This window comes from Streptomyces sp. R21, assembly GCF_041051975.1.
Lineage (GTDB): Bacteria > Actinomycetota > Actinomycetes > Streptomycetales > Streptomycetaceae > Streptomyces.
This window is the reverse complement of the sequence record NZ_CP163435.1, coordinates 6422327-6443855: the sequence shown is the minus strand read 5'-3', so window position 1 is coordinate 6443855 and position 21529 is coordinate 6422327. Positions and strand designations below refer to the sequence as shown.

Here is a 21529-nt window from a genome sequence, read left to right as displayed (position 1 = left end):
GCGCGGGCGGCCTGGGGACAACTCCCGAACCGCTCACCCCGGCCCCGAACCGCCCACCCCCGGCGCCCTTCATCACAATCACGTCTCAGGGTCTTGCCAAACTCCCGTGTAATCGATTCCAATCCTCCGTGTAATCGATTCCACGAGGAGGTGGAGCGACGATGGCGAGCATCAAGGACGTCGCCGCCGAGGCGGGCGTATCCGTCGCCACGGTCTCGCGCGTCCTGAACGAGCATCCGTCCGTCAGCCCCGAGGCGCGCACCCGCGTCCTGGCTGCCGTCGACACGCTGGGCTACCGTCCCAACGCCGTCGCCCGTTCCCTGCGCACCGACCAGACCCGCACCCTCGGCCTGGTCATCAGCGACGTACTGAACCCGTACTTCACCGAGTTGGCCCGCTCCGTCGAGGAGGAGGCCCGTGCCCTCGGCTACAGCGTCATCATCGGCAACGCCGACGAGCGGCCCGAGCTCCAGGACCACCACGTCCGCACGCTCATGGACCGCCGTATCGACGGCCTTCTCGTCTCCCCCGCCGACGGCGGTTCGCCCTTACTGCTGGACGCCGCCCGCGCGGGCACCCCGATGGTCTTCGTGGACCGCTGGATCCCGGGCGTGGACGTGCCCGTGGTCCGGTCGGACGGGCGCGAGGCCATCCGCGACCTCGTCGCCCACCTGCACGGCCTCGGCCACCGCAGGCTCGCCATCATCGCGGGCCCGGCGGCGACCACGACCGGCAGCGAGCGCGTGGCGGCCTTCCGCGAGGCACTCGCCGCCTACGGCCTCGAACTCCCCGACGCCTACATAGGGCAGGGCGACTTCCAGGCCGAGAGCGGGCGCCGGGCGACCGAGGGGTTCCTCGACCTGCCCGAGCCGCCCGAGGTCGTCTTCGCCGCGGACAACCTGATGGCGCTCGGCGCGCTGGACGCGATCCGCGCGCGCGGGATGCGGGTTCCCGAGGACATCGCGCTCGCCGCGTTCGACGACATCCCGTGGTTCGTGCACACCGATCCGCCGATCACGGCGATCGCCCAGCCGACGGGCGAGCTGGGCAGGGCCGCCGTACGGGCCCTGATCGACCGCATCGAGGGGCGGCCCCCGCAGTCCGTCACCCTCCCCGCCCGACTCGTCGTGCGCCGCTCGTGCGGCGAGTCCCCCGTAACGAACAGGAGCAACCCGTGAGCAACCCGGACGAGTTGCTGCGTATCGAAGGGATACGCAAGACCTTCCCCGGCGTGGTCGCGCTCGACAGCGTCGACTTCGATCTGCGCCGCGGTGAGGTGCACGTGCTGCTCGGCGAGAACGGCGCGGGCAAGAGCACGCTCATCAAGATGCTGTCCGGCGCCTACCAGCCCGACTCAGGACGTGTCCTGGTCGACGGCGAGGAAGAGCGCATCCACGGGGCACAGGACTCCGAGCGCCTCGGCATCGCGACGATCTACCAGGAGTTCAACCTGGTGCCCGATCTGACGGTCGCCGAGAACATCTTCCTGGGCCGGCAGCCGCGCCGCTTCGGACTGATCGACCGCAAGACCATGGAGACCGACGCCGAGGCACTGCTCAAGCGTGTCGGGGTGAACGTGTCTCCACGCGCGCGTGTCCGTGAACTCGGTATCGCCCGTCTGCAGATGGTCGAGATCGCGAAGGCGCTCAGCCTGAACGCGCGCGTGCTCATCATGGACGAGCCCACCGCCGTTCTCACCTCCGAAGAGGTCGACAAGCTCTTCAGCATCGTCCGGCAGTTGCGCGAGGACGGTGTCGGCATCGTCTTCATCACGCACCACCTGGAGGAGATCGCCGCCCTGGGCGACCGGGTCACTGTCATCCGCGACGGCCGGAGCGTCGGCCAGGTGCCCGCGTCCACGCCCGAGGACGAACTCGTACGCCTCATGGTGGGCCGCTCCATCGAACAGCAGTACCCGCGGGAACGGGCCGACGCCGGCGCCGCGCTGCTGACCGTCGAAGGGCTCACCAAGGACGGCGTCTTCCACGACGTGAGCTTCGAGGTGCGGGCCGGTGAGGTCGTCGGCATCGCGGGGCTCGTCGGGGCGGGCCGTACGGAGGTCGTCCGGGCCGTCTTCGGCGCCGATGCCTACGACAAGGGGTCGGTCGAGGTCGCCGGGGCGCGGCTGCCGCGGCACGATGTCAACGCGGCGATGACCGCGGGGATCGGCCTGGTCCCCGAGGACCGCAAGGGCCAGGGCCTGCTCCTGGACGCCTCCGTCGAGGAGAACCTCGGCCTGGTGACCATGCGCGCCGCCACCCGCGGCGGGCTCGTCGACCTCAAGGGCCAGCGGGAGGCGGCCGCGCGGATCGCCGAGCAGCTCGGCGTCCGGATGGCCGGCCTCGGCCAGCATGTGCGCACGCTCTCCGGCGGCAACCAGCAGAAGGTCGTCATCGGCAAGTGGCTGCTCGCCGACACCAAGGTGCTGATCCTCGACGAGCCGACGCGCGGTATCGACGTCGGCGCCAAGGTCGAGATCTACCAGCTCGTCAACGAACTGACGGCCGCCGGTGCCGCCGTCCTGATGATCTCCAGCGACCTGCCCGAGGTCCTGGGCATGAGCGACCGGGTCCTCGTCATGGCGCAGGGCCGGATCGCGGGCGAACTCACCGCGGCCGAGGCCACCCAGGACTCGGTGATGGCCCTCGCCGTCAGCATTCCAACCATCCCGACCACCACCCCTGTTACCGCTGTGGAGGGCTCCCGTGGCCACTGACACGCTCAAGAGCACAACGGGCGCGAGTGGCGCCTCGGCGGTCCGCCGCCTCCTGCTCGACAACGGTGCGCTCAGCGCGCTGATCGTCCTCGTCGTCGCGATGTCGGCGCTGTCCGGCGACTTCCTGACGACGGACAACCTGCTCAACATCGGCGTCCAGGCGGCCGTGACCGCCATCCTCGCCTTCGGCGTCACCTTCGTGATCGTCTCGGCGGGCATCGACCTGTCGGTCGGTTCGGTCGCCGCCCTCTCCGCCACCGTCCTTGCCTGGATGGCCACTTCGGAGGGCGTCCCGGTCTGGATCGCGGTGATCCTCGCGATCGCCACCGGCATAGCGTGCGGCTTCGTCAACGGCATCCTGATCTCGTACGGGAAGCTGCCGCCGTTCATCGCGACGCTGGCCATGCTCTCGGTGGGCCGCGGCCTGTCGCTGGTCATCTCGCAGGGCAGCCCGATCGCGTTCCCCGACTCGGTCTCGCACCTCGGTGACACCCTCGGCGGCTGGCTGCCGGTGCCGGTCCTGGTCATGATCGTCATGGGCCTGATCACCGCCGTGATCCTCGGCCGTACGTACATCGGCCGCTCCATGTACGCGATCGGCGGCAACGAGGAGGCGGCCCGCCTCTCCGGCCTTCGCGTGAAGAAGCAGAAGATCGCGATCTACGCCCTCTCCGGTCTCTTCGCGGCCGCCGCGGGCATCGTCCTCGCCTCCCGGCTCTCCTCCGCGCAGCCGCAGGCCGCGCAGGGCTACGAGCTGGACGCGATCGCCGCGGTCGTCATCGGCGGCGCCTCCCTCGCGGGCGGCACCGGCAAGGCCTCCGGCACCCTGATCGGCGCGCTGATCCTCGCGGTGCTGCGCAACGGGCTCAACCTGCTCTCCGTGTCCGCCTTCTGGCAGCAGGTCGTCATCGGTGTGGTCATCGCGCTCGCGGTGCTCCTCGACACGGTGCGGCGCAAGGCCGGGGCGACCCCGGTCGCGGCCGGTACGTCGGGCGGTGGCGGCCGGGGTAAGCAGGCGGCGACGTACGTCATCGCGGCCGTGGTCGCGGCGGCCGTCGTCGGCGCGATGTCCTTCCTGCACAACGACGACTCCTCGACCGGCACGAACAAGAAGATCGGCCTGTCCCTCTCCACTCTGAACAACCCCTTCTTCGTGCAGATCAAGGCGGGTGCGCAGGAGGAGGCGAAGAAGCTGGGCGCCGACCTGACGGTGACGGACGCCCAGAACGACGCCTCCCAGCAGGCCAACCAGCTCCAGAACTTCACCAGTTCGGGTGTCGGCTCGATCATCGTGAACCCGGTGGACTCGGACGCGGCGGGCCCGTCGGTGCGCTCCGCGAACAAGTCCGACATCCCCGTCGTCGGCGTCGACCGCGGCGTCAACAAGGCCGACACGGCCGCGCTGGTCGCCTCCGACAACATCGAGGGCGGCAAGCTCGGCGCCAAGGCCATGGCCGAGAAGCTGGGCGGCAAGGGCAGGATCGTGATCCTTCAGGGGCTGGCCGGAACGTCGGCGAGCCGCGAGCGCGGGGCCGGTTTCGCCGCGGGCCTCAAGGCCTACCCGGGCATCGAGGTCGTCGCCCGGCAGCCCGCGGACTTCGACCGCACCAAGGGCCTCGACGTGATGACGAACCTGCTCCAGGCCCACCCCGACATCGACGGTGTCTTCGCCGAGAACGACGAGATGGCGCTCGGCGCGATCAAGGCGCTCGGCTCCAAGGCCGGCAAATCGGTCTCCGTCATCGGCTTCGACGGCACCCCCGACGGTCTGACGGCCGTCAAGGCGGGCACGCTCTACGCGTCCGTGGCCCAGCAGCCGAAGGAACTCGGCCGGATCGCGGTCGAGAACGCGCTGAAGGCGGCCGACGGCAAGAAGGTCGCCGAGACGGTGAAGGTGCCGGTGAAGGTGGTCACGTCGAAGAACGTGGCGGGCTTCGGCGGCTGAGCGGCCTCCGACCGACCGGCCGAGGGTGGGCGCTCCACGAGACCGCCCACCTTCGGCTGCCCCATCAAGTCACCTATGCAGGGAGACAGTTCATGTGCGACTACGACCTTCTGGTCGTAGGGTCGGCCAACGCCGACCTGGTGATCGGCGTCGAGCGGCGGCCGGCGGCCGGGGAGACGGTGCTCGGCTCCGACCTCGCGTTCCACCCCGGCGGCAAGGGCGCCAACCAGGCGGTCGCCGCCGCCCGCCTCGGGGCCCGTACGGCCCTGCTGGCGCGCGTCGGCGACGACGCGCACGGGCGGCTGCTGCTCGACTCGCAGCGCGCGGCGGGCGTCGACACCGTGGGCGTACTGGTCGGCGGGGCGCCCACCGGGGTCGCGCTGATCACGGTGGACCCGTCCGGGGACAACAGCATCGTCGTCTCGCCGGGTGCGAACGGAAAGCTCACGCCCGAGGACGTACGGGCCGCGGCGAGCCTCTTCCACGCCTCGCGGGTGGTCTCGGCGCAGCTCGAGATCCCGCTGGAGACGGTCGTGGAGGTCGTACGGAATCTCGCGCCCGGCTCCCGCTTCGTCCTGAACCCCTCACCACCGCGGGCCCTCCCCACCGAGGTGCTGGCCGCCTGCGACCCGCTGATCGTCAACGAGCACGAGGCGCGGGTCATCGCGGGCGGCTCCCTGGACGGCTCCCCCGAGGAGTGGGCGCGGGCGCTGCTCGCCCTCGGCCCGCGCTCGGTGGTCATCACGCTCGGCGCGGAGGGCGCGCTGGTGGCTTCCGCGGACAAGGCCGCCCGGATTCCGGCGGTGAAGGTGGAGGCCGTGGACACGACCGGCGCGGGCGACGCGTTCACCGCGGCGTTGGCCTGGCGGCTGGGCCTCGGCGAACCGGCACCCGAGGCCGCCGCGTACGCGGCCCGGGTGGGGGCCGCCGCCGTCACCAAGGAGGGCGCGCAGGTGTCCTTCCCGACCGCCGAGGAGGTCGCGTCCCTGTGAAGAAGTCCGGAATCCTGAACCGCCATCTGTCGGGCGCGCTGGCCGAGTTGGGCCACGGCGACGGGGTCCTCGTCTGCGACGTGGGCATGCCGATACCGGACGGGCCGCGGGTCGTGGACCTGGCGTTCCGGGCCGGGGTGCCGTCGTTCGCGGAGGTCGTCGACGGCCTCCTGGCGGAGCTGGTCGTCGAGGGCGCGACGGCCGCATACGAGGTCCAGGACGCCAACCCGGAGGCGAGGGCCCTGCTCGAAGCGCGCTTCCCCGCCCTGGAGCTGGTCCCGCATGAGGAGCTGAAGTCCCTGTCGGCGGGCGCACGCCTGGTCGTACGAACCGGAGAGGCACGGCCGTACGCGAACGTCCTGCTGCACTGCGGAGTGTTTTTCTGAGCCGCTGAACGGGTGCTTGCGCACCGGCGGCGAAGTCGTCCCGGGAGGTCCTGAACGCTTCCCGGGAACGTTCGAGGGGGCCCGATCCGTCGACCGGGCCCCCTCGGGTTTCCCCTCCGTATCAGAACCCCCGCGATCCCCCCAGATCCCCCTCCAGAAGTCCTGATGCCAAGTACGACCCGCGGACTGCCGGAAGGGTTGTACGTCATTCCGAGAATTTTTTTCGGCTTTCCGAAGCCCAGAGTTCGGGGGTGCTCGCGCCGACGGAGGCGACGGCGAGTACGCAGAGGAGGCCGCCGCTGACCAGGGCCGTTGTGCCGGAGGTCCAGCCGGCGACCAGGCCGCCGCGGACGTTGCCGAGGCTCGGGCCCGCCTGGCCGACTATCTGTTCGGCGGCCGTCACCCGGCCCAGGAGGGCGTCGGGGGTGTGGGTCTGCACGATGGTGGAGCGGGAGATGACGGAGGCGGTGTCGGCGGCGCCGGCCAGGACCAAAAGGCCGAGGCCCGCCCAGGGGCTGGTGGTCAGTCCGACCAGGACGATCGCGCCGCCCCAGGCCCCGGCGCCGCACAGCATCACCAGACCGGGGCGCCCGAGCCGGGTGACGGAACCGGACAGGGCGGAGGCCGTGATCCCCCCGACGGCGAAGGCCGACAGGAAGAGGCCGAGCGTGCGCGGGTTGTCGCCGAACCGCTCGGCGTTGATCAGCGGAAACAGGCTGGCGGGGAACGACAGCACGGTCGCGGCGAGATCGGTGATCAGCGCCCCGCGCACGACCCGGTGCCCGGCCAGGAAGCGGAGTCCGTCGAGCACGCCGTGGAGTCCGGCCCGCGACGGCTCGCCCTCGGGCGGCAGCGCGGGCAGTCCGTGGGCGCCGTAGAAGGCGAGTCCGAAGCTGAGGGTGTCGATCAGGTAGCACGCGCCGATGCCCAGCCAGCCGAGCAGCAGACCGCCGAGGGCCGGGCCGAGGAGCATCATCGACTGGGCGGTGATCTGGTTGAGGGCGAGGCCCGCCGCGACCTGCTCCTTCGGCAGCAGCCGCGGCACGAAGACACCCGCCGCGGGCCCGCCGACCGCCCCGAAGAAGGACTGCGCGGCGACCAGGGCGAGCACCCCGAGCACCGGCACATGCCCGGTGAAGCCCTGCACGGCGAGCAGAGCCGAACAGGCCGCCTGCCCGACGGTGGCGGCGAGGAAGATCCGCCGCCGGTCGCCGCGGTCGGCCCACGCACCGGCGAACAGCCCGAACCCCACCAGCGGCAGCGCCTGCGCGAGGCCGACCGCACCGGTCCAGGCGGCGCTGTGGGTCATGCCCCACACCTGGTACATGACGGTGACCATGGTCATGAAGCTGCCGAGCACGGACACGGTCCGGCCGATGAGCAGCCGCCGGAACACCGGGGACGTCCGCAGCGGCCGGACGTCGATCAACGTGCGGGTCAGACTCACGAGGGCATGCCGGAACACGGCGCGGGCTGCTGCTTCACGGCGCGGAGGCTAACCCGAAGCTCCTCGCCGGGGCGAATGGATTACGCGGAGTCGTTGAGCAGTCGGGCGAGGTGCTCGCGCCCGGCCTCCAGCAGTCCGGGCAGCGGCGCCGCCGCCTCGTACCACCGCTTCTCGTACTCCCAGCACAGCCAGCCGTCCCAGCCCTCCCGCGAGAGCAGCTCGACGCACTCGGCGAGCGGGAGCACGCCCGTGCCCAGCGGCAGCGGAGTGGTGTCCTCGGCGGAAGCGATGTCCTTGACCTGGACGTATCCGAGATACGGCGAGAGGGCGGCGTACGTCGACGACGGCTGCTCGCCGCCCAGCCAGGTGTGCATGACGTCCCACAGCGAGCCGACCTGGCGGTGGCCGACCAGGCCGAGGACGCGGATGGCGTCGGCGCCGGTGCGGTGCGAGTCATGGGTTTCGAGGAGGATGCGTACGCCGAGGTCGGCGGCGTACTCCGCGGCCTCGCCGAGACGCCGGGCGGCCGTCGCGTCCGCCTCGGCGGGACTCTGCTCGGTGCCGCCGCCGGGGAAGACGCGTACGTAGGGGGCGCCCAGGTCACGGGCGAGGTCGAGGAGTTCGCGGATGTCCGTGAGGACGGGCGCGTCGTCGCCCGGCTCCGCGACGCGCGCATATCCGGCGAGACCCAGGATCTCCACGCCGCCCGCCTTGAACTCGGCGGCGACGTCGACCCGTTCGGTCAGTCCGATGCCGGGGTGCACGGGCTCTTCGGGATGCGCGCGCAGCTCGACTCCGTGATAGCCGTGCGTGGCCGCGAGCCGGACCACGTCCGCTACGGGGAGACCGGGTACGCCGAGGGTGGAGAACGCCAGCTTCATGAGCCGGACCATACCCGCGAACCCCAGGGACAGTCCCCCGTCAGGCCCGCGTCACTCCGCGCTGCCGTGCAGGTCCAGCCGCCAGTCCTGGCCGACGAGGTCCTTGCCGAAGGAGCGGTGCGGTTTCTCGGCGACGAGGACGAAGCCGTGGCGCCGGTAGATGCGGCGGGCGGCACTGAGGATGTCGTTGGTCCACAGGACCAGCTCGCGGTAGCCGACGCCGCGTGCGAAGTCGATGACGGCTTCGGTGAGCCGGTCGCCGATGCTGAGGCCGCGCGCGTCCGGTTCGACGAGCAGCAGCCGCAGCCGGGCGGCACCCGGGGCCTCGTCGCGTACACACATCACGCACCCCACCGGCCGCCCCTCGAGCTCGGCGATCCACACCCGCTCCAGATGCGGATCGTGGTCCTCGGCGAAGTCGGCGACGATGCGCGCCACGAGGCCCTCGTAGTCGGCGTTGAAGCCGTGCTCGGCGGCGTACAGGGCGGCGTTGCGCTGCACGATCCAGCCCAGGTCGCCGGGGCGGGGCGCGCGCAGGACGACGTCGTCGCGGCGGGGAGGACGTCCGGCGGACAGGATGGCGCGGACGGTGCCCATCGCCTCGGCGAGCCGGGGGCGGTCGGGCGCGGGCACGGTGGCGAGGAGCGACCCGACCGCTTCGCTGGACCGCTCGTCGAGCAGCCCGGCGGTCTCGCGCCCGCGCGCCGTGAGGGTGATGTGACGCCGCCGCGGATCGCGCTGCGAGGGCCCGCGCTCGATCAGCCCGTCCTGCTCGAACTTGTTCAGGATCCGGCTCAAGTACCCGGCGTCCAGCGAGAGTTCGGCGCGCAGGTCGGCGGCGTCGGTACGCGTCGCGTGCGCGAGTTCGTACAGGACGCGGGACTCGGTGAGGGTGTACGGCGCGTACAGGTGGCGGCTGTAGTCGAGGGCGCCGATGACGTTCGTGTAGAAGCGGTTGAAGGTGCGGATGTCCTGGACGGTCATGCTCGACCCCGGTGGTGGTTGACTCAGGATGGTTGACTCAGTCAGAGATATCGCTGGGTCGAGCCTAAGCCGAAGGACGCCGCCCGTCCATGGCCGTGCACGGCGCCGCCACCCCGCCGCTCACGCCTGGAGATCCCGCCGCTCACGCCTGGAGATCCCGCTGCACACCCAGCGGCGGCAGCCCCTTCGTCCACACCGGCCGGACGGCGACCCGGCTGGAGCGCCAGCCGTCGGGGGTGCGGCGCACGTCGGCCTCGAAGAAGCCGCCGACCACGAACAGGGGGTCGGCTCCCGCACCGAGCGCCCGGAGGGTGGCCTCGTGGTGGACGTGGGTCATCAGGGCATTCCAGGAGACGGTGACCCGCTCGGGCCCGGCATCCGCGTCCGGGGCCACGTCCACGACGATGCCGGAGGCGATGTGCTGGGTGCGGTCGTAGCGCAGGAGAGCCTCCTCCGCCGCGGCCCCTGCGACATCGGCACCCTCGGTCGTCCCGAGGGGCGTCTCCATGCGTACGTCATCGGTGACGAAGTCCCGCATCCAGCCGGCGGCGAAGTTCCGGGCGTCGAGGGCCCGGAAGAGCCGGTGGACGAGTGCGCTGATCTCGGCGTGAACGGTCTGGTCTGCGGGTGCTGTCTGGTCTTCGGGTGCTGCATGCGTGGTCATGTCCTGAGCCTCGTCCCTCAAGGGAACTTGAGGTCAAGCGCCGCAGAACATCAGCCCGTCCGCGCGACGCCGGACGGGCTGAAATACCCCCTCAATCCCGCGGCCGCCCCGAAGACCCCCGAACCATCAGTTCCCCCCGCACCGTCGCGATGCCACCCGGCGGCGGCTCCTCCCGTCCCATGGCGATGCGCCCGGCCCGGGCCCCCGCCTCCGACAACGGCAACCGGACCGTCGTGAGCGAAGGCAGCGTGTCGATGCTGAAGGGCAGGTCGTCGAAGCCGGCGACGGAGACGTCGTCCGGGACGCGCAGGCCGGACTCGCGCAGCGCCGCGCACGCGCCGAGCGCGACGGAGTCGTTGGCGGCGACGATGGCCGTCAACGACGGTTCGCGGCGCAGGAGTTCGAGGGTCGCCTCGTAGCCGGACCGGCGGTCGTAGCGGCCGTGGACCGTGCGCTGCGGGTCGTCCTTGATGCCGTGCGCGGCGAGCGCGTCCCGGTGGCCTTCGAGCCGGTGCCGGGTGGTGGTGCGCTCCTCGGGACCGGCGATGTAGCCGAGCTGCCGGTGTCCGAGCCCGATGAGGTGCTCGGTGAGTTCGCGGCCGCCGCCGCGGTTGTCGAAGGTGAGCGCGATCGCCTCGGGGGTGTCGGGCACGGGCGGCCGGCCGCAGAGGACGACCTGGGTCCCGGCGGCCGCGAGCTTGCGCAGCTTCGAGGAGACCGCCGCCACGTGCGTCGCGTTCTCGATGGCGCCGCCGGTGAGGACGACCGCGGCGGCGCGTTGGCGCTGAAGGAGCGTGAGGTAGGTCAGCTCGCGCTCCGGGGAGCCGCCGGTGTTGCACACGACGCCGAGCCGCTCGCCGCCCGCGCGCCCCCCGGGGCCGCCGATCTCGCTCTGGATGGCGCTCGCCATGATCCCGAAGAAGGGGTCGGCGATGTCGTTGACGAGGATTCCGACGAGGTCGGAGGTCGCCGCGGCCAGGGAGCTGGCGGGCCCGTTGAGCACGTAGTCCAGCTCGTCCACGGCGCGCAGCACCCGCTCGCGCGTGGACGCCGCGACGGGATAGTTCCCGTTCAGCACCCGGGACACGGTCGCGGGCGAGACCTGCGCGCGGGCCGCCACGTCCGCCAGGGTCACGGTCATCTAAGTCGTCCTCCGGTCACGTACATCCGCTCACTTACATCCAGAACATCCGGTCGCGCACACCCGCCGTCGTGAGGCCGGAGCTCCGCAGCCCGGCTTCACGCCTCAGCCCCGCATCTCGGTCTCATGACTCAGTCGCACGCCTCAGTCGCGTACATACGATCGCGCGCAGGCTCCCGCGTCCAGTGGTTCGGGGTATCGAACATCCCCGCTCCACCTGGCCGCATCCCGCTCTCCCCATCCGACCCCTCGGACATTTCCCCCCATCCGGGTCACGTCGCCCGGCACCGAAGCCCCGCCCGTCCGACTCGTCGAACATTTCGACCATCTCGTCACCCACGCGGTCTTGTCTCAACCACTGCACAGAGGCTAGCTTCTCACCATATAGAAAGCGCTTGCTGTGTCCCCCACCTGTTCACCTGTGGGGCGTACGCGGCGGCTGACGCGTACGAAGGGAATGACGTGACACGCAAGACGGTGCGTATCGCCATGAACGGCGTGACCGGTCGCATGGGCTACCGCCAGCACCTGGTCCGCTCGATCCTCGCCCTCCGCGAGCAGGGCGGTCTCGACCTGGGCGACGGCACCGTGCTGTGGCCGGAGCCGGTTCTCGTCGGCCGCCGCGAGCACGCACTGAAGGCGCTGGCCGAGCAGCACGGCCTGGAGCACTGGTCGACGGACCTCGACGCGGTCCTCGCCGACCCGTCCATCGACATCTACTTCGACGCTCAGGTCACCTCCGCCCGCGAGGAGTCGATCAGGGCGGCGATCGCCGCGGGCAAGCACATCTACACCGAGAAGCCGACGGCCACCGGCCTCGACGGTGCCCTGGAACTGGCCCGGCTGGCGGCGGAGAAGGGCATCAAGCACGGCGTCGTCCAGGACAAGCTGTTCCTGCCGGGCCTGCTCAAGCTGAAGCGCCTGATCGACGGCGGCTTCTTCGGCCGGATCCTCTCCATCCGCGGCGAGTTCGGCTACTGGGTCTTCGAGGGCGACTGGCAGGAGGCCCAGCGCCCGTCCTGGAACTACCGTGCGGAGGACGGCGGCGGCATCGTCGTCGACATGTTCCCGCACTGGGAGTACGTGCTCCACGAGCTCTTCGGCCGCGTGAAGTCGGTCCAGGCGCTGACCGCCACGCACATCCCGCAGCGCTGGGACGAGCAGGACAAGCCGTACGACGCCACGGCCGACGACGCCGCGTACGGGATCTTCGAGCTCGACGGCGGCGCGATCGCCCAGATCAACTCCTCCTGGACGGTCCGCGTCAACCGCGACGAACTGGTCGAGTTCCAGGTGGACGGCACGGAGGGATCGGCGGTCGCCGGACTGCGCAACTGCCGTGTCCAGCACCGCAGTTCGACGCCCAAGCCGGTCTGGAACCCCGACATCCCGGCGACGTACTCCTTCCGCGACCAGTGGCAGGAGGTCCCGGACAACGCCGAGTTCGACAACGGCTTCAAGGCGCAGTGGGAGCTCTTCCTCAAGCACGTGTACGCCGACGCGCCCTACCACTGGGACCTGCTGGCCGGCGCCCGCGGTGTCCAGCTCGCCGAGCTGGGCCTCAAGTCCTCGGCCGAGGGCCGCCGCTTCGACGTACCGGAGATCTCGCTGTGACGATCCGACTCCCGGACACCACTGGGCAGTTGAGGACGTACGAGCCCCGCTCCGAACCCCTCGCCGTCACCACCGGCGCGCCTTTCCGCTCCCGTACGGTCTTCTCGGCGGCGCACGTCGTCGCCGACCCGTACGCCGACGTGTCCCCCGACTCGCCCGCCGCCGTCGACTGGGACGCGACCCTCGCCTTCCGCCGACACCTCTGGTCGCACGGGCTCGGCGTCGCCGAGGCCATGGATACCGCGCAGCGCGGGATGGGCCTGGACTGGGCGGGCGCTGCGGAGTTGATCACGCGGTCCGCCGCCGAGGCGAAGGCGGTCGGCGGGCGCATCGCGTGCGGCGTGGGCACGGACCAGATCGCCTCGGGCACCCTCGGCGAGGTCCGGGCCGCCTACGAAAAACAGCTCGCGCTCGTGGAGGGGACGGGCGCGCAGGCGATCCTCATGGCCTCGCGGGCACTGGCGGCGGCAGCCACGGCTCCCGAGGACTACCTCGACGTCTACGGCCACCTCCTGCGCCAGGCCTCCGACCCGGTGGTCCTGCACTGGCTGGGCCCCATGTTCGACCCGGCGCTGGAGGGTTACTGGGGCTCGTCCGACCTGGACGCGGCCACGGACACCTTCCTGGAGGTCATCGCCGCGCACCCGGACAAGGTCGACGGCATCAAGGTCTCGCTCCTTGACGCGGAGCGCGAGATCGACATCCGCCGCCGGCTGCCGCAGGGCATCCGCTGCTACACGGGCGACGACTTCAACTACCCCGAGCTGATCGCGGGCGACGAGAAGGGCTTCAGCCACGCGCTGCTCGGCATCTTCGACCCGCTCGGCCCCCTGGCAGCCGAAGCCGTACGCGTGCTGGACACGGGTGACGTGCAGGGATTCCGTGAACTCCTCGACCCCACGGTCGAGTTGTCCCGCCATCTCTTCCAGAAACCCACCCGCTTCTACAAGACGGGCGTGGTCTTCCTGGCCTGGCTGGCGGGCCACCAGGATCACTTCACCATGGTCGGCGGCCTCCAGTCGGCGCGCTCACTCCCGCACTTCGCGCGGGCCTACGAACTCGCCGACGGACTCGGCCTGTTCCCGAACCCGGAGCTCGCCAAGGCCCGCATGAAGAACCTGCTCTCGCTGTACGGAGTGACCCCGTGACCCATCCCGAACTGGCACGCTTCTCCATCAACCAGATGACGGTGAAGCAGCTCTCCATGCCCGAACTGGTCGACGCCTGCCTGGAGTTGGGCGTCCCTGGCGTCGGCCTGTGGCGCGATCCCGTCCACGCCCACGGCGTCGAGGCCACCGCGAAGCTGATCGGCGACGCGGGCCTGACCGTGACCACCCTGTGCCGCGGCGGCTTCTTCACGGCGATCGATCCCGCCGAGCGCGCCCGTGCCCTGGACGACAACCGCGCGGCCATCGACGAGGCCGCGACCCTCGGCACGGACACCCTCGTCCTGGTCTCCGGCGGCCTGCCCGCCGGGTCGAAGGACCTGCACGGGGCACGGGAGCGGATCGCCGACGCGCTGGGCGAGTTGGGCCCGTACGCGGCCCAGCGGGGCGTACGGCTTGCCATCGAACCGCTCCACCCGATGTACGCCGCCGACCGCTGCGTCGTCTCGACCCTCGCCCAGGCCCTGGACCTCGCGGAACGCTTCCCCGCGGACCAGGTCGGCGTGACCGTCGACACGTACCACATCTGGTGGGACGACACGGCCCCCGCCCAGATCGCCCGCGCGGGCGCCGGCAACCGCATCCACACCTTCCAGCTGGCCGACTGGACCACCCCGTTGCCCGAGGGAGTCCTCAACGGCCGCGGCCAGATCGGCGACGGCGCGATCGACATGCGCGAGTGGAAGGGCTACGTCGAGGCGGCCGGGTACACGGGCCCCATCGAGGTCGAACTCTTCAACGAAGCCCTGTGGTCCCGAGACGGCCGCGAGGTGCTGTCGGAGACGGCGGGGAGGTTCATGGAGCACGTGGGGTAGGGGGCAGGCGGCCGACGCGGCAACTGGAACATTTCGGCGCCCCCTCGCCTCTCCCCCATCTGCGTCTTCTCAGAATCCCCCGCGCCGAAATCTTCCAGTCATCCCTTCCGACGTGACACGGCGGGACCAACTGCGGAGCTTGGCCTCGGCGTTGATGCCGGTGCCCTGGGCCGAGCGGGCGAGCCAGGTGAAACCCACCTCGACGGCGTCCAGCCGGTCGTCGGCGAGCCAGGAGCGTGGCTCCCAGAAGGACGTGGCGCCGACCGCTCGGCCCGAGGCGATGGACACCTGGGCGTACGGCGCCAGCTTGAAACTCAACGTCGGATGTCCCTTCGCAGCTGTGCGAACGCCTCGTGGAAATCCGGGAAAGTCTTGCGTACGCAGCCGGGGTCGTCGAACGAAATACCGGGCGTCCGGAGGCTGGTGACCGCGAAGGACATGACGACGCGGTGGTCGCCGTACGTCTTGATCTCCGTGCCGTTCGCCGCCCGAGGCACGCCCGGCTGGATCTCGATCCAGTCCGGGCCCGTCGTCACCTCCACACCCAGCCTCCGGAGGTTCTCCGCGCAGGCCTCCAGGCGGTCGCACTCCTTCACCCGGGTGTTGGCGACGTCCTCGATGCGGACCGGGCCCGAGGCGAAGGGGGCGAGGGCGGCGAGGGTCGGCATGGTGTCGGAGATGTCGCGCATGTTCACGGTCAGGCCGCGCAGTTCGCCCGTGCCCGCGACCGTCGTGCGGTCCGCGCCGATCTCCACGCGAGCGCCCATGCGGCGCAGGACGTCCACGAAGCCCAGGTCTCCCTGGAGTGCTCCCCCGCCCAGCCCCGGAACTGTCACCTCACCGCCGGTCACCGCCGCCGCAGCGAAGAAGTAGCTGGCGGTGGAGGCGTCCGGTTCGATGGCGTACGTCGTGGCCGTGTAGCCGCCGGGGGCGACGACATAGGTGTCTCCGTCGCGCCGTACGTCCGCGCCGAACGCCCGCATCATCGCGGTCGTGATCTCGACGTACGGCGCCGAGACCAGGTCCGTCACCGTGATGCGCAGGCCCTTGCGGGTGAGCGGGCCGAGGAGCAGCAGGGCCGTCAGGTACTGGGAGGACTGGCCCGCGTCGAGGGTCACGTCTCCGCCCTCGACGCCTGCCGCCTCGATACGGAGGGGGTGGTGGCCCTCCGTCTCCTCGTGCCCTACGTCCACGCCCAGGTCGCGCAGGGCGCGGGTGAGCGGGAGGAGGGGGCGGCGGCGCATCTGGGGGGAGGCATCGAAGCGGTAGGTGCCGTGGCCGGCGGCGGCCAGGGTCGGGAGGAAGCGGGCCGTCGTGGCGCCGTCCCTGCAGTACACGTCGGCTTCCGGGACGGCGGGGCCCTGCGGGCAGCCGTCGATGTGCCAGGCGCCCGGGGTGCGGCCCACTCGGTAGCCGAGGCGGGTCAGGCCTTCCGCGAAGCCCTCCGTGTCGTCGGAGCGGAGGGGGCGTTTGAGGGTGGTGACTCCGTCTGCCGCCGCGGCCAGGAAGAGAGCGCGGGCGGTGATGGACTTGGAACCCGGGATGTCGACTACGGCCATGCCGTCATGCTGGCTCGCTCAGCTGCTCCTTCGCTGGCACGTCCGCCACGTGGACGTGGGCGGGGGCGCCAATCCCCGGGGCGCCGCCCACCCGTGCCGCCCCTAGCGGCACGATTGCCCGCAGGGAGGACGGCTCCGCCGCCCCCCACGTAACCCCCGCCCCAACTTCCGGCGTTCCCCCGAATCCGGGAACCCGGAAACCCACCCCTTCGTCCAATCAGCATGCTGTCGGATGAGTCTCCGCAGTGCGGTGTCGGCTTCGCTGCTGGCTGCGATCGCTGACCACCCTCTCCGCCGCCTGCGGCCGGCAGCACGCCGCCACCGGTGCGCCCCCCTCCAACAGCGCCGGTGGCGGCCCCTTCCCACGTTTTGCCGTGTTCCTGTGCACACACTTGACTGGAAGAAACTTCCCGGATATTCGTGACTCCTCGGCAGTTTCTTTCACAGCAGCCCCTCCTCGGATCCGCGCCCGGCGGGTCTCCTCCGGAAGGAGCGCACGTGCACGACAGCAGCACGGAAAGCACCGCAAGCAGCCCTTCGAGACGTACGGTGCTCGCCGCCACGGCGGGTGTCACCGCCGCCCTCGCGGTGAGCGCAAGCGCATACGCCGCCGACTCCTCCCCCGCCACCGCCTCCCCCACCGACGACAAGAGCCTCCGCGCCCTCATCTCCCGTATGACACTGGAGGAGAAGGTCGGCCAGCTCTTCGTGATGCGGGTCTACGGGCACTCGGCGACCGCGCCCGACCAGGCCGACATCGACGCCAACCTCAAGGAGATCGGCGTTCGGACGGCCGCCGAACTCGTCGCCAAGTACCGCGTCGGCGGGATCATCTACTTCACCTGGGCGCACAACACGCGCACCCCGCACCAGATCGCGGACCTGTCCAACGGCATCCAGAGGGCATCGCTGGACCTGCCCCGCGGTCTGCCGTTGCTCATCTCCACCGACCAGGAGCACGGGATAGTCGCGCGCGTGGGAAAGCCCGCCACGCTGTTCCCCGGCGCGATGGCCATCGGCGCGGGCGGCTCCCGCACCGACGCCCGCACCCTCGGCCGTATCTCCGGCGCCGAACTGCACGCCATCGGCATCCGGCAGGACTACTCCCCCGACGCCGACGTGAACGTCAACCCGGCGAACCCGGTCATCGGCGTGCGTTCCTTCGGCGCGGACCCGGAGGCCGTTGCCGGGCTGGTGGCGGCGGAGGTGAAGGGGTATCAGGGGTCCGGGGTCGCGGCGACCGCCAAGCACTTCCCGGGGCACGGGGACACGGCGGTCGACAGCCACTTCGGGTTCCCGGTCATCACGCACAGCCGGGAGGTGTGGCAGAGCCTCGACGCGGTGCCGTTCCGGGCCGCCGTCCGCGCGGGCATCGACTCGATCATGACCGCGCACATCATGGTCCCCGCGCTCGACGACTCGGGTGACCCGGCGACGCTCTCGCATCCGATCCTCACCGGCATCCTGCGCGGCGAACTCGGCTACGACGGGGTCGTGGTGACGGACTCACTCGGGATGGAGGGCGTTCGCCAGAAGTACGGAGACGACCGCGTGCCCGTCCTCGCGCTGAAGGCCGGTGTCGACCAGCTCCTCAACCCGCCGTCGCTGGACATCGCCTGGAACGCCGTGCTGAACGCGGTCCGCGGCGGCGAGCTGACCGAGGCCCGGCTCGACGAGTCGATCCTGCGCGTCCTGCGGCTGAAGGCGAAGCTGAAGCTGCTCGACGACCCGTACGTCACCGCGGCCGGCGTCGACCGCACGGTCGGCACGGCGGCGCACCTCAAGGCGGCCGCCCGGATCGCCGACCGCACCACCACGCTGCTGCTCAACCACCACAAGCTGTTGCCGCTCTCCCGCCGTACGCACAAGAACGTCCTGGTGGTGGGCGCTGATCCGGCCTCCCCCTCCGGCACGGACGGCCCGCCGACGACCGTGCTCGCGGCCGCCCTCACCGAGCTGGGCTTCGCGGCGACGGCGCTGTCCACCGGTACGGCACCGTCGGCGGCGACGATCGCGCGGGCGGTGGCGGCGGCGCGCGGCGCGGACGCGGTGGTCGTCGGGACGTACAACGTGACGGCGACCGGCTCACAGAGGTCCCTGGTCACCCAGCTGATCGCGACCGGCGTCCCGGTGGTCGCGGTCGCCATCCGCAACCCGTACGACGTGGCCCAACTCCAGGACGTGGGCGCCATGTTGGCGTCGTACTCCTGGACGGACGTCGAGCTGCGCGCGGCGGCCCGGGTGATCGCCGGGAAGGTGGCGCCCAGGGGCAAACTGCCAGTGGTGGTGCAGCGGGCCGACGACCCGGCGCAGGTGCTCTATCCGATCGGGTACGGCTTGTCGTACTAGAGGTGTACGGGGTGTAGAGGCCGGAGGCGTACGGGAGCTACTGCGCACCCCCCGTACGCCCCGCCCAAGAGACGCAAAGCCCCCCGCACGTCTGGCGTGGGCCCGCGATGGCGGGTCACGCTGGGCGGGGGTACCGGGGGGATGGCCATGTCAGCCACGCGAGTCATGTGCGTCGTGCGTGCCGTATCCGGCGCGCTGGTCGTGTTCGCGCTGGCCGCGCCGGCCCTCACCGGCTGCCAGGTCAACTCCGGTTCCGGGGGCGACAGACTCGACAAGGCGTCGACGGCGACGCATCCGTCGGGGTACGGAACCGTGTTCCTCGATGTCAAGGAGTGCAGCTCCTTCGGGAAGACCACCTTCACCGAGGTGCCGTGCACCAGCGAGCGCGCGGCGGCGCGGGTGGTGGCCCGCTACGACGGCGAGGTCGCCGAGGGGCCGTCCTGTCCGCCCACGACCGACTTCGTGCTGCACATCAGCGAGACGAGGCCGTCCTCCGACGAGGACGGCGACGGCGCGGTCCCGCAGGGCTACGCCTGCATGCGCAACCTCCAGCCCCCGCACCCCGGCGACCCGGGCGGCGGCGGAGGCCCCCGCACGATCGTCGGCGACTGCGTGTACGGCGCGGGCAGCGGGCAGGTCCGCGAGACGGCGTGCAACGGCTCGGGAAAGAGGCCTCCGGAGTACAAGGTGACGTCGGCGGTCGGCGCCCGCTCCCAGTGCCCGGCGTCCACCGCCCTCTACGTCCAGCTCGGCGGCACCGAGCCGGTGGGCTGCGCCCGCCCGGTGTGATCAACGAGCGGGCGCAGCAACCTGGTGGGAGGTGGCTCCCACGGCCTACGGCCGCAGCGCGGGCTCCCGCTCCACGTCGTGCTTGTCCAGCTTCGCGTCGTACTTCGCCAGCGGCTTCGCCGCCGACGGGTCCGCCCGGACCGTCGGGGACGCGACGCCGGCCCACTCCAGGATGCGGGCGGTGGCGAGCGCCTTCTGGTCGGGGACGAGGCCCGCGACGTTGGCGCCGTGGTTCAGGCCGGGAGCGGTGAAGACGTACGAGTCGTGCGCGCCCTTCCCGAACCCGAAGCGCTCGGCGCCCCACGGGTCGTTCTGGCCGTACACGTAGAGCATGTGGTCGGCGTGGTGGCGCACCCACGAGTCGACGTCGCGCATGACCCACGGCTGGAACTTCATCGGGATGGAGCGCGGGACGAAGTTGCGCGGCGGCTGGTAGCCGTACTTGATGTACCGCTTCTCGATGTACGGGAAGTGGATCGTCGGCGCCCCGAGCTGTGTGCCCGCCTGGTAGTAGTACGGCGTGTACGTCTCCAGGCCCTGGTCGGCGTAGGCGGAGAAGCCGGAGATCGTGTCGACGGTGTCCCAGATCGCGTCGTCCGTGGCGTGCGCGGCGTCCGCGGGGATCGTGGCGCAGTCGGAGAGCAGGCTGTACTGCCAGAAGCCCCACACGTAGTCGAGGACGACCGCCTCGTAGGCCTTGTCGAGGCCGCCGATCGTCGTGAACGTGTAGCCGTTCTCGGCGGCGTACGCCTCGTACTTCTTCTCCAGCGGCGCACGACGGACCAGCGCCTCGCGCTGTACGGCGTTCAGCTTGTCGCGGCACTCCTTGGTGCCCACGTGTCTGAAGAAGCGGTCGTACGCCGAGTCCTCGTCGTTCACCACGTCGTTGGGGGCGACGTACGCGACGACGCCGTCCATGTCGCGCGGGTAGAAGCGCTCGTAGTACGTGGCGGTCATGCCGCCCTTCGAGCCGCCGGTGGACAGCCACTTCTGGCCGTAGACCGGCTTGAGGGCCTTGAAGATACGGTGCTGGTCACTGGCCGCCTGCCAGATGTCGAGCTTGGACCAGTCGGCCGGAGCGGGCCGGGACGGAGTGAAGAAGCGGTACTCCATCGAGATCTGGTTGCCGTCCACGATCTGGGTCGGCTCGCGCCGGCTGGGTGTCGTGGAGACGTTGTAGCCGCCGGTGTAGAAGACCGTCGGGCGGGAGGTGTCCTTGTGCAGCACGGTGATGCGCTGCTGGAACGTTCCGGCGGACGGGTTCCGGTGGTCGATCGGTTGGGTGTAGTTGAGGACGAAGAAGCGGTAGCCCGTGTAGGGCTTCTCCTCGATCAGGCTCATGCCCGGTATCGCGAGGAGCCGGTCCTTGATGTCGGTGTCGGCAGAAGCCGAGGTACCCGTGGCCTCCGGCTGGGCGGCGGTGGCCGCCCCGGCCGTGCTCAGCGTGCCTATGAGCACCGCGAGCGCCAGCAGCCATCTGAGCGCCTTGCGCATGCACCCTCCCCTGGGTTTACGCAGATGTCCGCCGGAACCTAGCGGAGCAACTGACGTGACACCAGAGGAGTTTGAGTAAACCCTGTGAGAGACCTGAGAGATCTGCCCAGGAGATCAGCGCGCGAGACCTAGCAGAGAATCCAGCCCGAGCTGATCTTGCTGGAGCCGACCGTGCCCTTGATCCATACGCAGCGGTGCCCGGCGTGCACGGTGACCGGACCGGCGTGGTGGAGGAAGTGCCCCTCGTTCACGACCGCGCGGTTGCCGCGCGCCTGCACGCTGACGGACATCCACTTCCGGGCGCCCGCCGACTTGGGGAACGTCACCGCGCAGACGTATCCACGGCTTTTGTAGACGTGCACGGAGCCGGTGGCGAAGGGCAGCGTACGGACGTTGCGCCCCGAGCAGTAGGACGCCGCCTGCGCACTGCCCGGCATCGCGAGCGTGAGCAGCCCGGACGCAGTGAGCACGGCCATGCCGAGCGCCACCCGTTTCCGTATCGCACCACTGTCCACTGTCGTCCCTTCCGCAGCAATCAGCGTACTGATGTACGGACGCCGGACGAACATCGGATGGTTGCGTCCGTG

Annotated in this window: 18 protein-coding genes and 1 pseudogene; 10 read left to right on the top strand and 9 right to left on the bottom strand. The window is 70.9% G+C overall.

Going from position 1 to position 21529, the window contains the following annotated elements; translation table 11 throughout:
- The first annotated feature begins 161 nt into the window (after window positions 1-161).
- The 5 genes from AB5J56_RS28790 to rbsD all read left to right on the top strand — a co-directional run bounded on the left by AB5J56_RS28790 (window position 162) and on the right by rbsD (window position 6039).
- Window positions 162-1178 (top strand): LacI family DNA-binding transcriptional regulator, encoded by a 1017-nt coding sequence (locus AB5J56_RS28790; protein ID WP_369236479.1) that lies wholly within the window; start codon window positions 162-164, stop codon window positions 1176-1178.
- Entirely contained in the window at window positions 1175-2716 is a 1542-nt protein-coding gene (locus AB5J56_RS28785; RefSeq protein WP_369236477.1) for a sugar ABC transporter ATP-binding protein, read from the top strand. Before AB5J56_RS28790 ends, AB5J56_RS28785 begins: the two co-directional genes overlap by 4 nt.
- Window positions 2706-4661, top strand: coding sequence for a substrate-binding domain-containing protein (locus tag AB5J56_RS28780; RefSeq protein ID WP_369236475.1), 1956 nt, complete (start codon window positions 2706-2708; stop codon window positions 4659-4661). Before AB5J56_RS28785 ends, AB5J56_RS28780 begins: the two co-directional genes overlap by 11 nt.
- Window positions 4662-4753: 92 nt before the next feature.
- Complete coding sequence (locus AB5J56_RS28775) at window positions 4754-5653, top strand: ribokinase (RefSeq protein ID WP_369236473.1); 900 nt, start codon at window positions 4754-4756, stop codon at window positions 5651-5653.
- On the top strand, window positions 5650-6039 hold the full coding sequence (gene rbsD, locus AB5J56_RS28770; RefSeq protein ID WP_369236471.1) for a D-ribose pyranase: 390 nt from the start codon (window positions 5650-5652) through the stop codon (window positions 6037-6039). Before AB5J56_RS28775 ends, rbsD begins: the two co-directional genes overlap by 4 nt.
- A 205-nt stretch (window positions 6040-6244) precedes the next feature.
- Here the strand turns inward: rbsD and AB5J56_RS28765 are convergent, their stop codons facing one another.
- The 5 genes from AB5J56_RS28765 to AB5J56_RS28745 all read right to left on the bottom strand — a co-directional run bounded on the left by AB5J56_RS28765 (window position 6245) and on the right by AB5J56_RS28745 (window position 11156).
- On the bottom strand, window positions 6245-7486 hold the full coding sequence (locus AB5J56_RS28765; protein WP_369236469.1) for an MFS transporter: 1242 nt from the start codon (window positions 7484-7486) through the stop codon (window positions 6245-6247).
- 80 nt (window positions 7487-7566) lie between these two features.
- Window positions 7567-8367 carry a sugar phosphate isomerase/epimerase family protein gene (locus tag AB5J56_RS28760; RefSeq protein WP_369236467.1) on the bottom strand — a complete coding sequence of 267 codons (801 nt, stop codon included), beginning with the start codon at window positions 8365-8367 and terminating at the stop codon, window positions 7567-7569.
- 51 nt (window positions 8368-8418) lie between these two features.
- Window positions 8419-9351 carry a GNAT family N-acetyltransferase gene (locus AB5J56_RS28755; RefSeq protein WP_369236465.1) on the bottom strand — a complete coding sequence of 311 codons (933 nt, stop codon included), beginning with the start codon at window positions 9349-9351 and terminating at the stop codon, window positions 8419-8421.
- Between the two features lie 142 nt (window positions 9352-9493).
- Entirely contained in the window at window positions 9494-10015 is a 522-nt protein-coding gene (locus tag AB5J56_RS28750; protein ID WP_369236463.1) for a nuclear transport factor 2 family protein, read from the bottom strand.
- Between the two features lie 91 nt (window positions 10016-10106).
- Entirely contained in the window at window positions 10107-11156 is a 1050-nt protein-coding gene (locus AB5J56_RS28745; protein WP_369236461.1) for a LacI family DNA-binding transcriptional regulator, read from the bottom strand.
- A 462-nt stretch (window positions 11157-11618) separates the two neighbouring features.
- Here AB5J56_RS28745 and AB5J56_RS28740 point away from each other — a divergent pair, with 462 nt between their 5' ends.
- The 3 genes from AB5J56_RS28740 to AB5J56_RS28730 are packed head-to-tail and all read left to right on the top strand — an operon-like array spanning window position 11619 to window position 14751.
- Entirely contained in the window at window positions 11619-12770 is a 1152-nt protein-coding gene (locus AB5J56_RS28740) for a Gfo/Idh/MocA family protein (RefSeq protein WP_369236459.1), read from the top strand.
- Window positions 12767-13918, top strand: a complete 1152-nt coding sequence (locus AB5J56_RS28735) for a dihydrodipicolinate synthase family protein (RefSeq protein ID WP_369236457.1) — start codon at window positions 12767-12769, stop codon at window positions 13916-13918. The genes AB5J56_RS28740 and AB5J56_RS28735 overlap by 4 nt, the downstream gene beginning before the upstream one ends.
- A 35-nt stretch (window positions 13919-13953) precedes the next feature.
- On the top strand, window positions 13954-14751 hold the full coding sequence (locus AB5J56_RS28730; RefSeq protein ID WP_369242853.1) for a sugar phosphate isomerase/epimerase family protein: 798 nt from the start codon (window positions 13954-13956) through the stop codon (window positions 14749-14751).
- 135 nt (window positions 14752-14886) lie between these two features.
- Here the strand turns inward: AB5J56_RS28730 and AB5J56_RS28725 are convergent.
- Together AB5J56_RS28725 and aroA are read right to left on the bottom strand one after the other, a co-directional pair.
- Window positions 14887-15060 (bottom strand): annotated as a pseudogene (locus AB5J56_RS28725) (N-acetyltransferase); the annotation flags it as partial.
- Between the two features lie 5 nt (window positions 15061-15065).
- On the bottom strand, window positions 15066-16310 hold the full coding sequence (gene aroA / locus AB5J56_RS28720; protein ID WP_369236455.1) for a 3-phosphoshikimate 1-carboxyvinyltransferase: 1245 nt from the start codon (window positions 16308-16310) through the stop codon (window positions 15066-15068).
- Window positions 16311-16808: 498 nt separating this feature from the next.
- Between aroA and AB5J56_RS28715 the strand changes: the two genes are divergently transcribed.
- Both AB5J56_RS28715 and AB5J56_RS28710 read left to right on the top strand, forming a co-directional pair.
- Window positions 16809-18659, top strand: coding sequence for a glycoside hydrolase family 3 protein (locus AB5J56_RS28715; protein WP_369236453.1), 1851 nt, complete (start codon window positions 16809-16811; stop codon window positions 18657-18659).
- Window positions 18660-18824: 165 nt separating this feature from the next.
- Complete coding sequence (locus tag AB5J56_RS28710; RefSeq protein WP_369242851.1) at window positions 18825-19448, top strand: hypothetical protein; 624 nt, start codon at window positions 18825-18827, stop codon at window positions 19446-19448.
- Window positions 19449-19493: 45 nt separating this feature from the next.
- Here the strand turns inward: AB5J56_RS28710 and AB5J56_RS28705 are convergent, their stop codons facing one another.
- The gene (locus AB5J56_RS28705; protein ID WP_369236451.1) at window positions 19494-20942 is read right to left on the bottom strand and encodes a S28 family serine protease; all 1449 of its coding nucleotides are present in this window, start codon (window positions 20940-20942) and stop codon (window positions 19494-19496) included.
- Window positions 20943-21070: 128 nt separating this feature from the next.
- Complete coding sequence (locus AB5J56_RS28700; protein WP_369236449.1) at window positions 21071-21457, bottom strand: hypothetical protein; 387 nt, start codon at window positions 21455-21457, stop codon at window positions 21071-21073.
- Between the last annotated feature and the right edge of the window lie 72 nt (window positions 21458-21529).

What these genes read in the sequence shown, in the direction of transcription:
- AB5J56_RS28790 (WP_369236479.1), top strand. Translation starts at nt 162, where the DNA reads ATGGCGAGCATCAAGGACGTCGCCGCCGAGGCGGGCGTATCCGTCGCC.
- AB5J56_RS28775 (WP_369236473.1), top strand. Translation starts at nt 4,754, where the DNA reads ATGTGCGACTACGACCTTCTGGTCGTAGGGTCGGCCAACGCCGACCTG.
- AB5J56_RS28760 (WP_369236467.1), bottom strand. Translation starts at nt 8,367, where the DNA reads ATGAAGCTGGCGTTCTCCACCCTCGGCGTACCCGGTCTCCCCGTAGCG.
- AB5J56_RS28755 (WP_369236465.1), bottom strand. Translation starts at nt 9,351, where the DNA reads ATGACCGTCCAGGACATCCGCACCTTCAACCGCTTCTACACGAACGTC.
- AB5J56_RS28750 (WP_369236463.1), bottom strand. Translation starts at nt 10,015, where the DNA reads ATGACCACGCATGCAGCACCCGAAGACCAGACAGCACCCGCAGACCAG.
- AB5J56_RS28745 (WP_369236461.1), bottom strand. Translation starts at nt 11,156, where the DNA reads ATGACCGTGACCCTGGCGGACGTGGCGGCCCGCGCGCAGGTCTCGCCC.
- AB5J56_RS28730 (WP_369242853.1), top strand. Translation starts at nt 13,954, where the DNA reads ATGACGGTGAAGCAGCTCTCCATGCCCGAACTGGTCGACGCCTGCCTG.
- aroA (WP_369236455.1), bottom strand. Translation starts at nt 16,310, where the DNA reads ATGGCCGTAGTCGACATCCCGGGTTCCAAGTCCATCACCGCCCGCGCT.
- AB5J56_RS28710 (WP_369242851.1), top strand. Translation starts at nt 18,825, where the DNA reads ATGTGCGTCGTGCGTGCCGTATCCGGCGCGCTGGTCGTGTTCGCGCTG.
- AB5J56_RS28705 (WP_369236451.1), bottom strand. Translation starts at nt 20,942, where the DNA reads ATGCGCAAGGCGCTCAGATGGCTGCTGGCGCTCGCGGTGCTCATAGGC.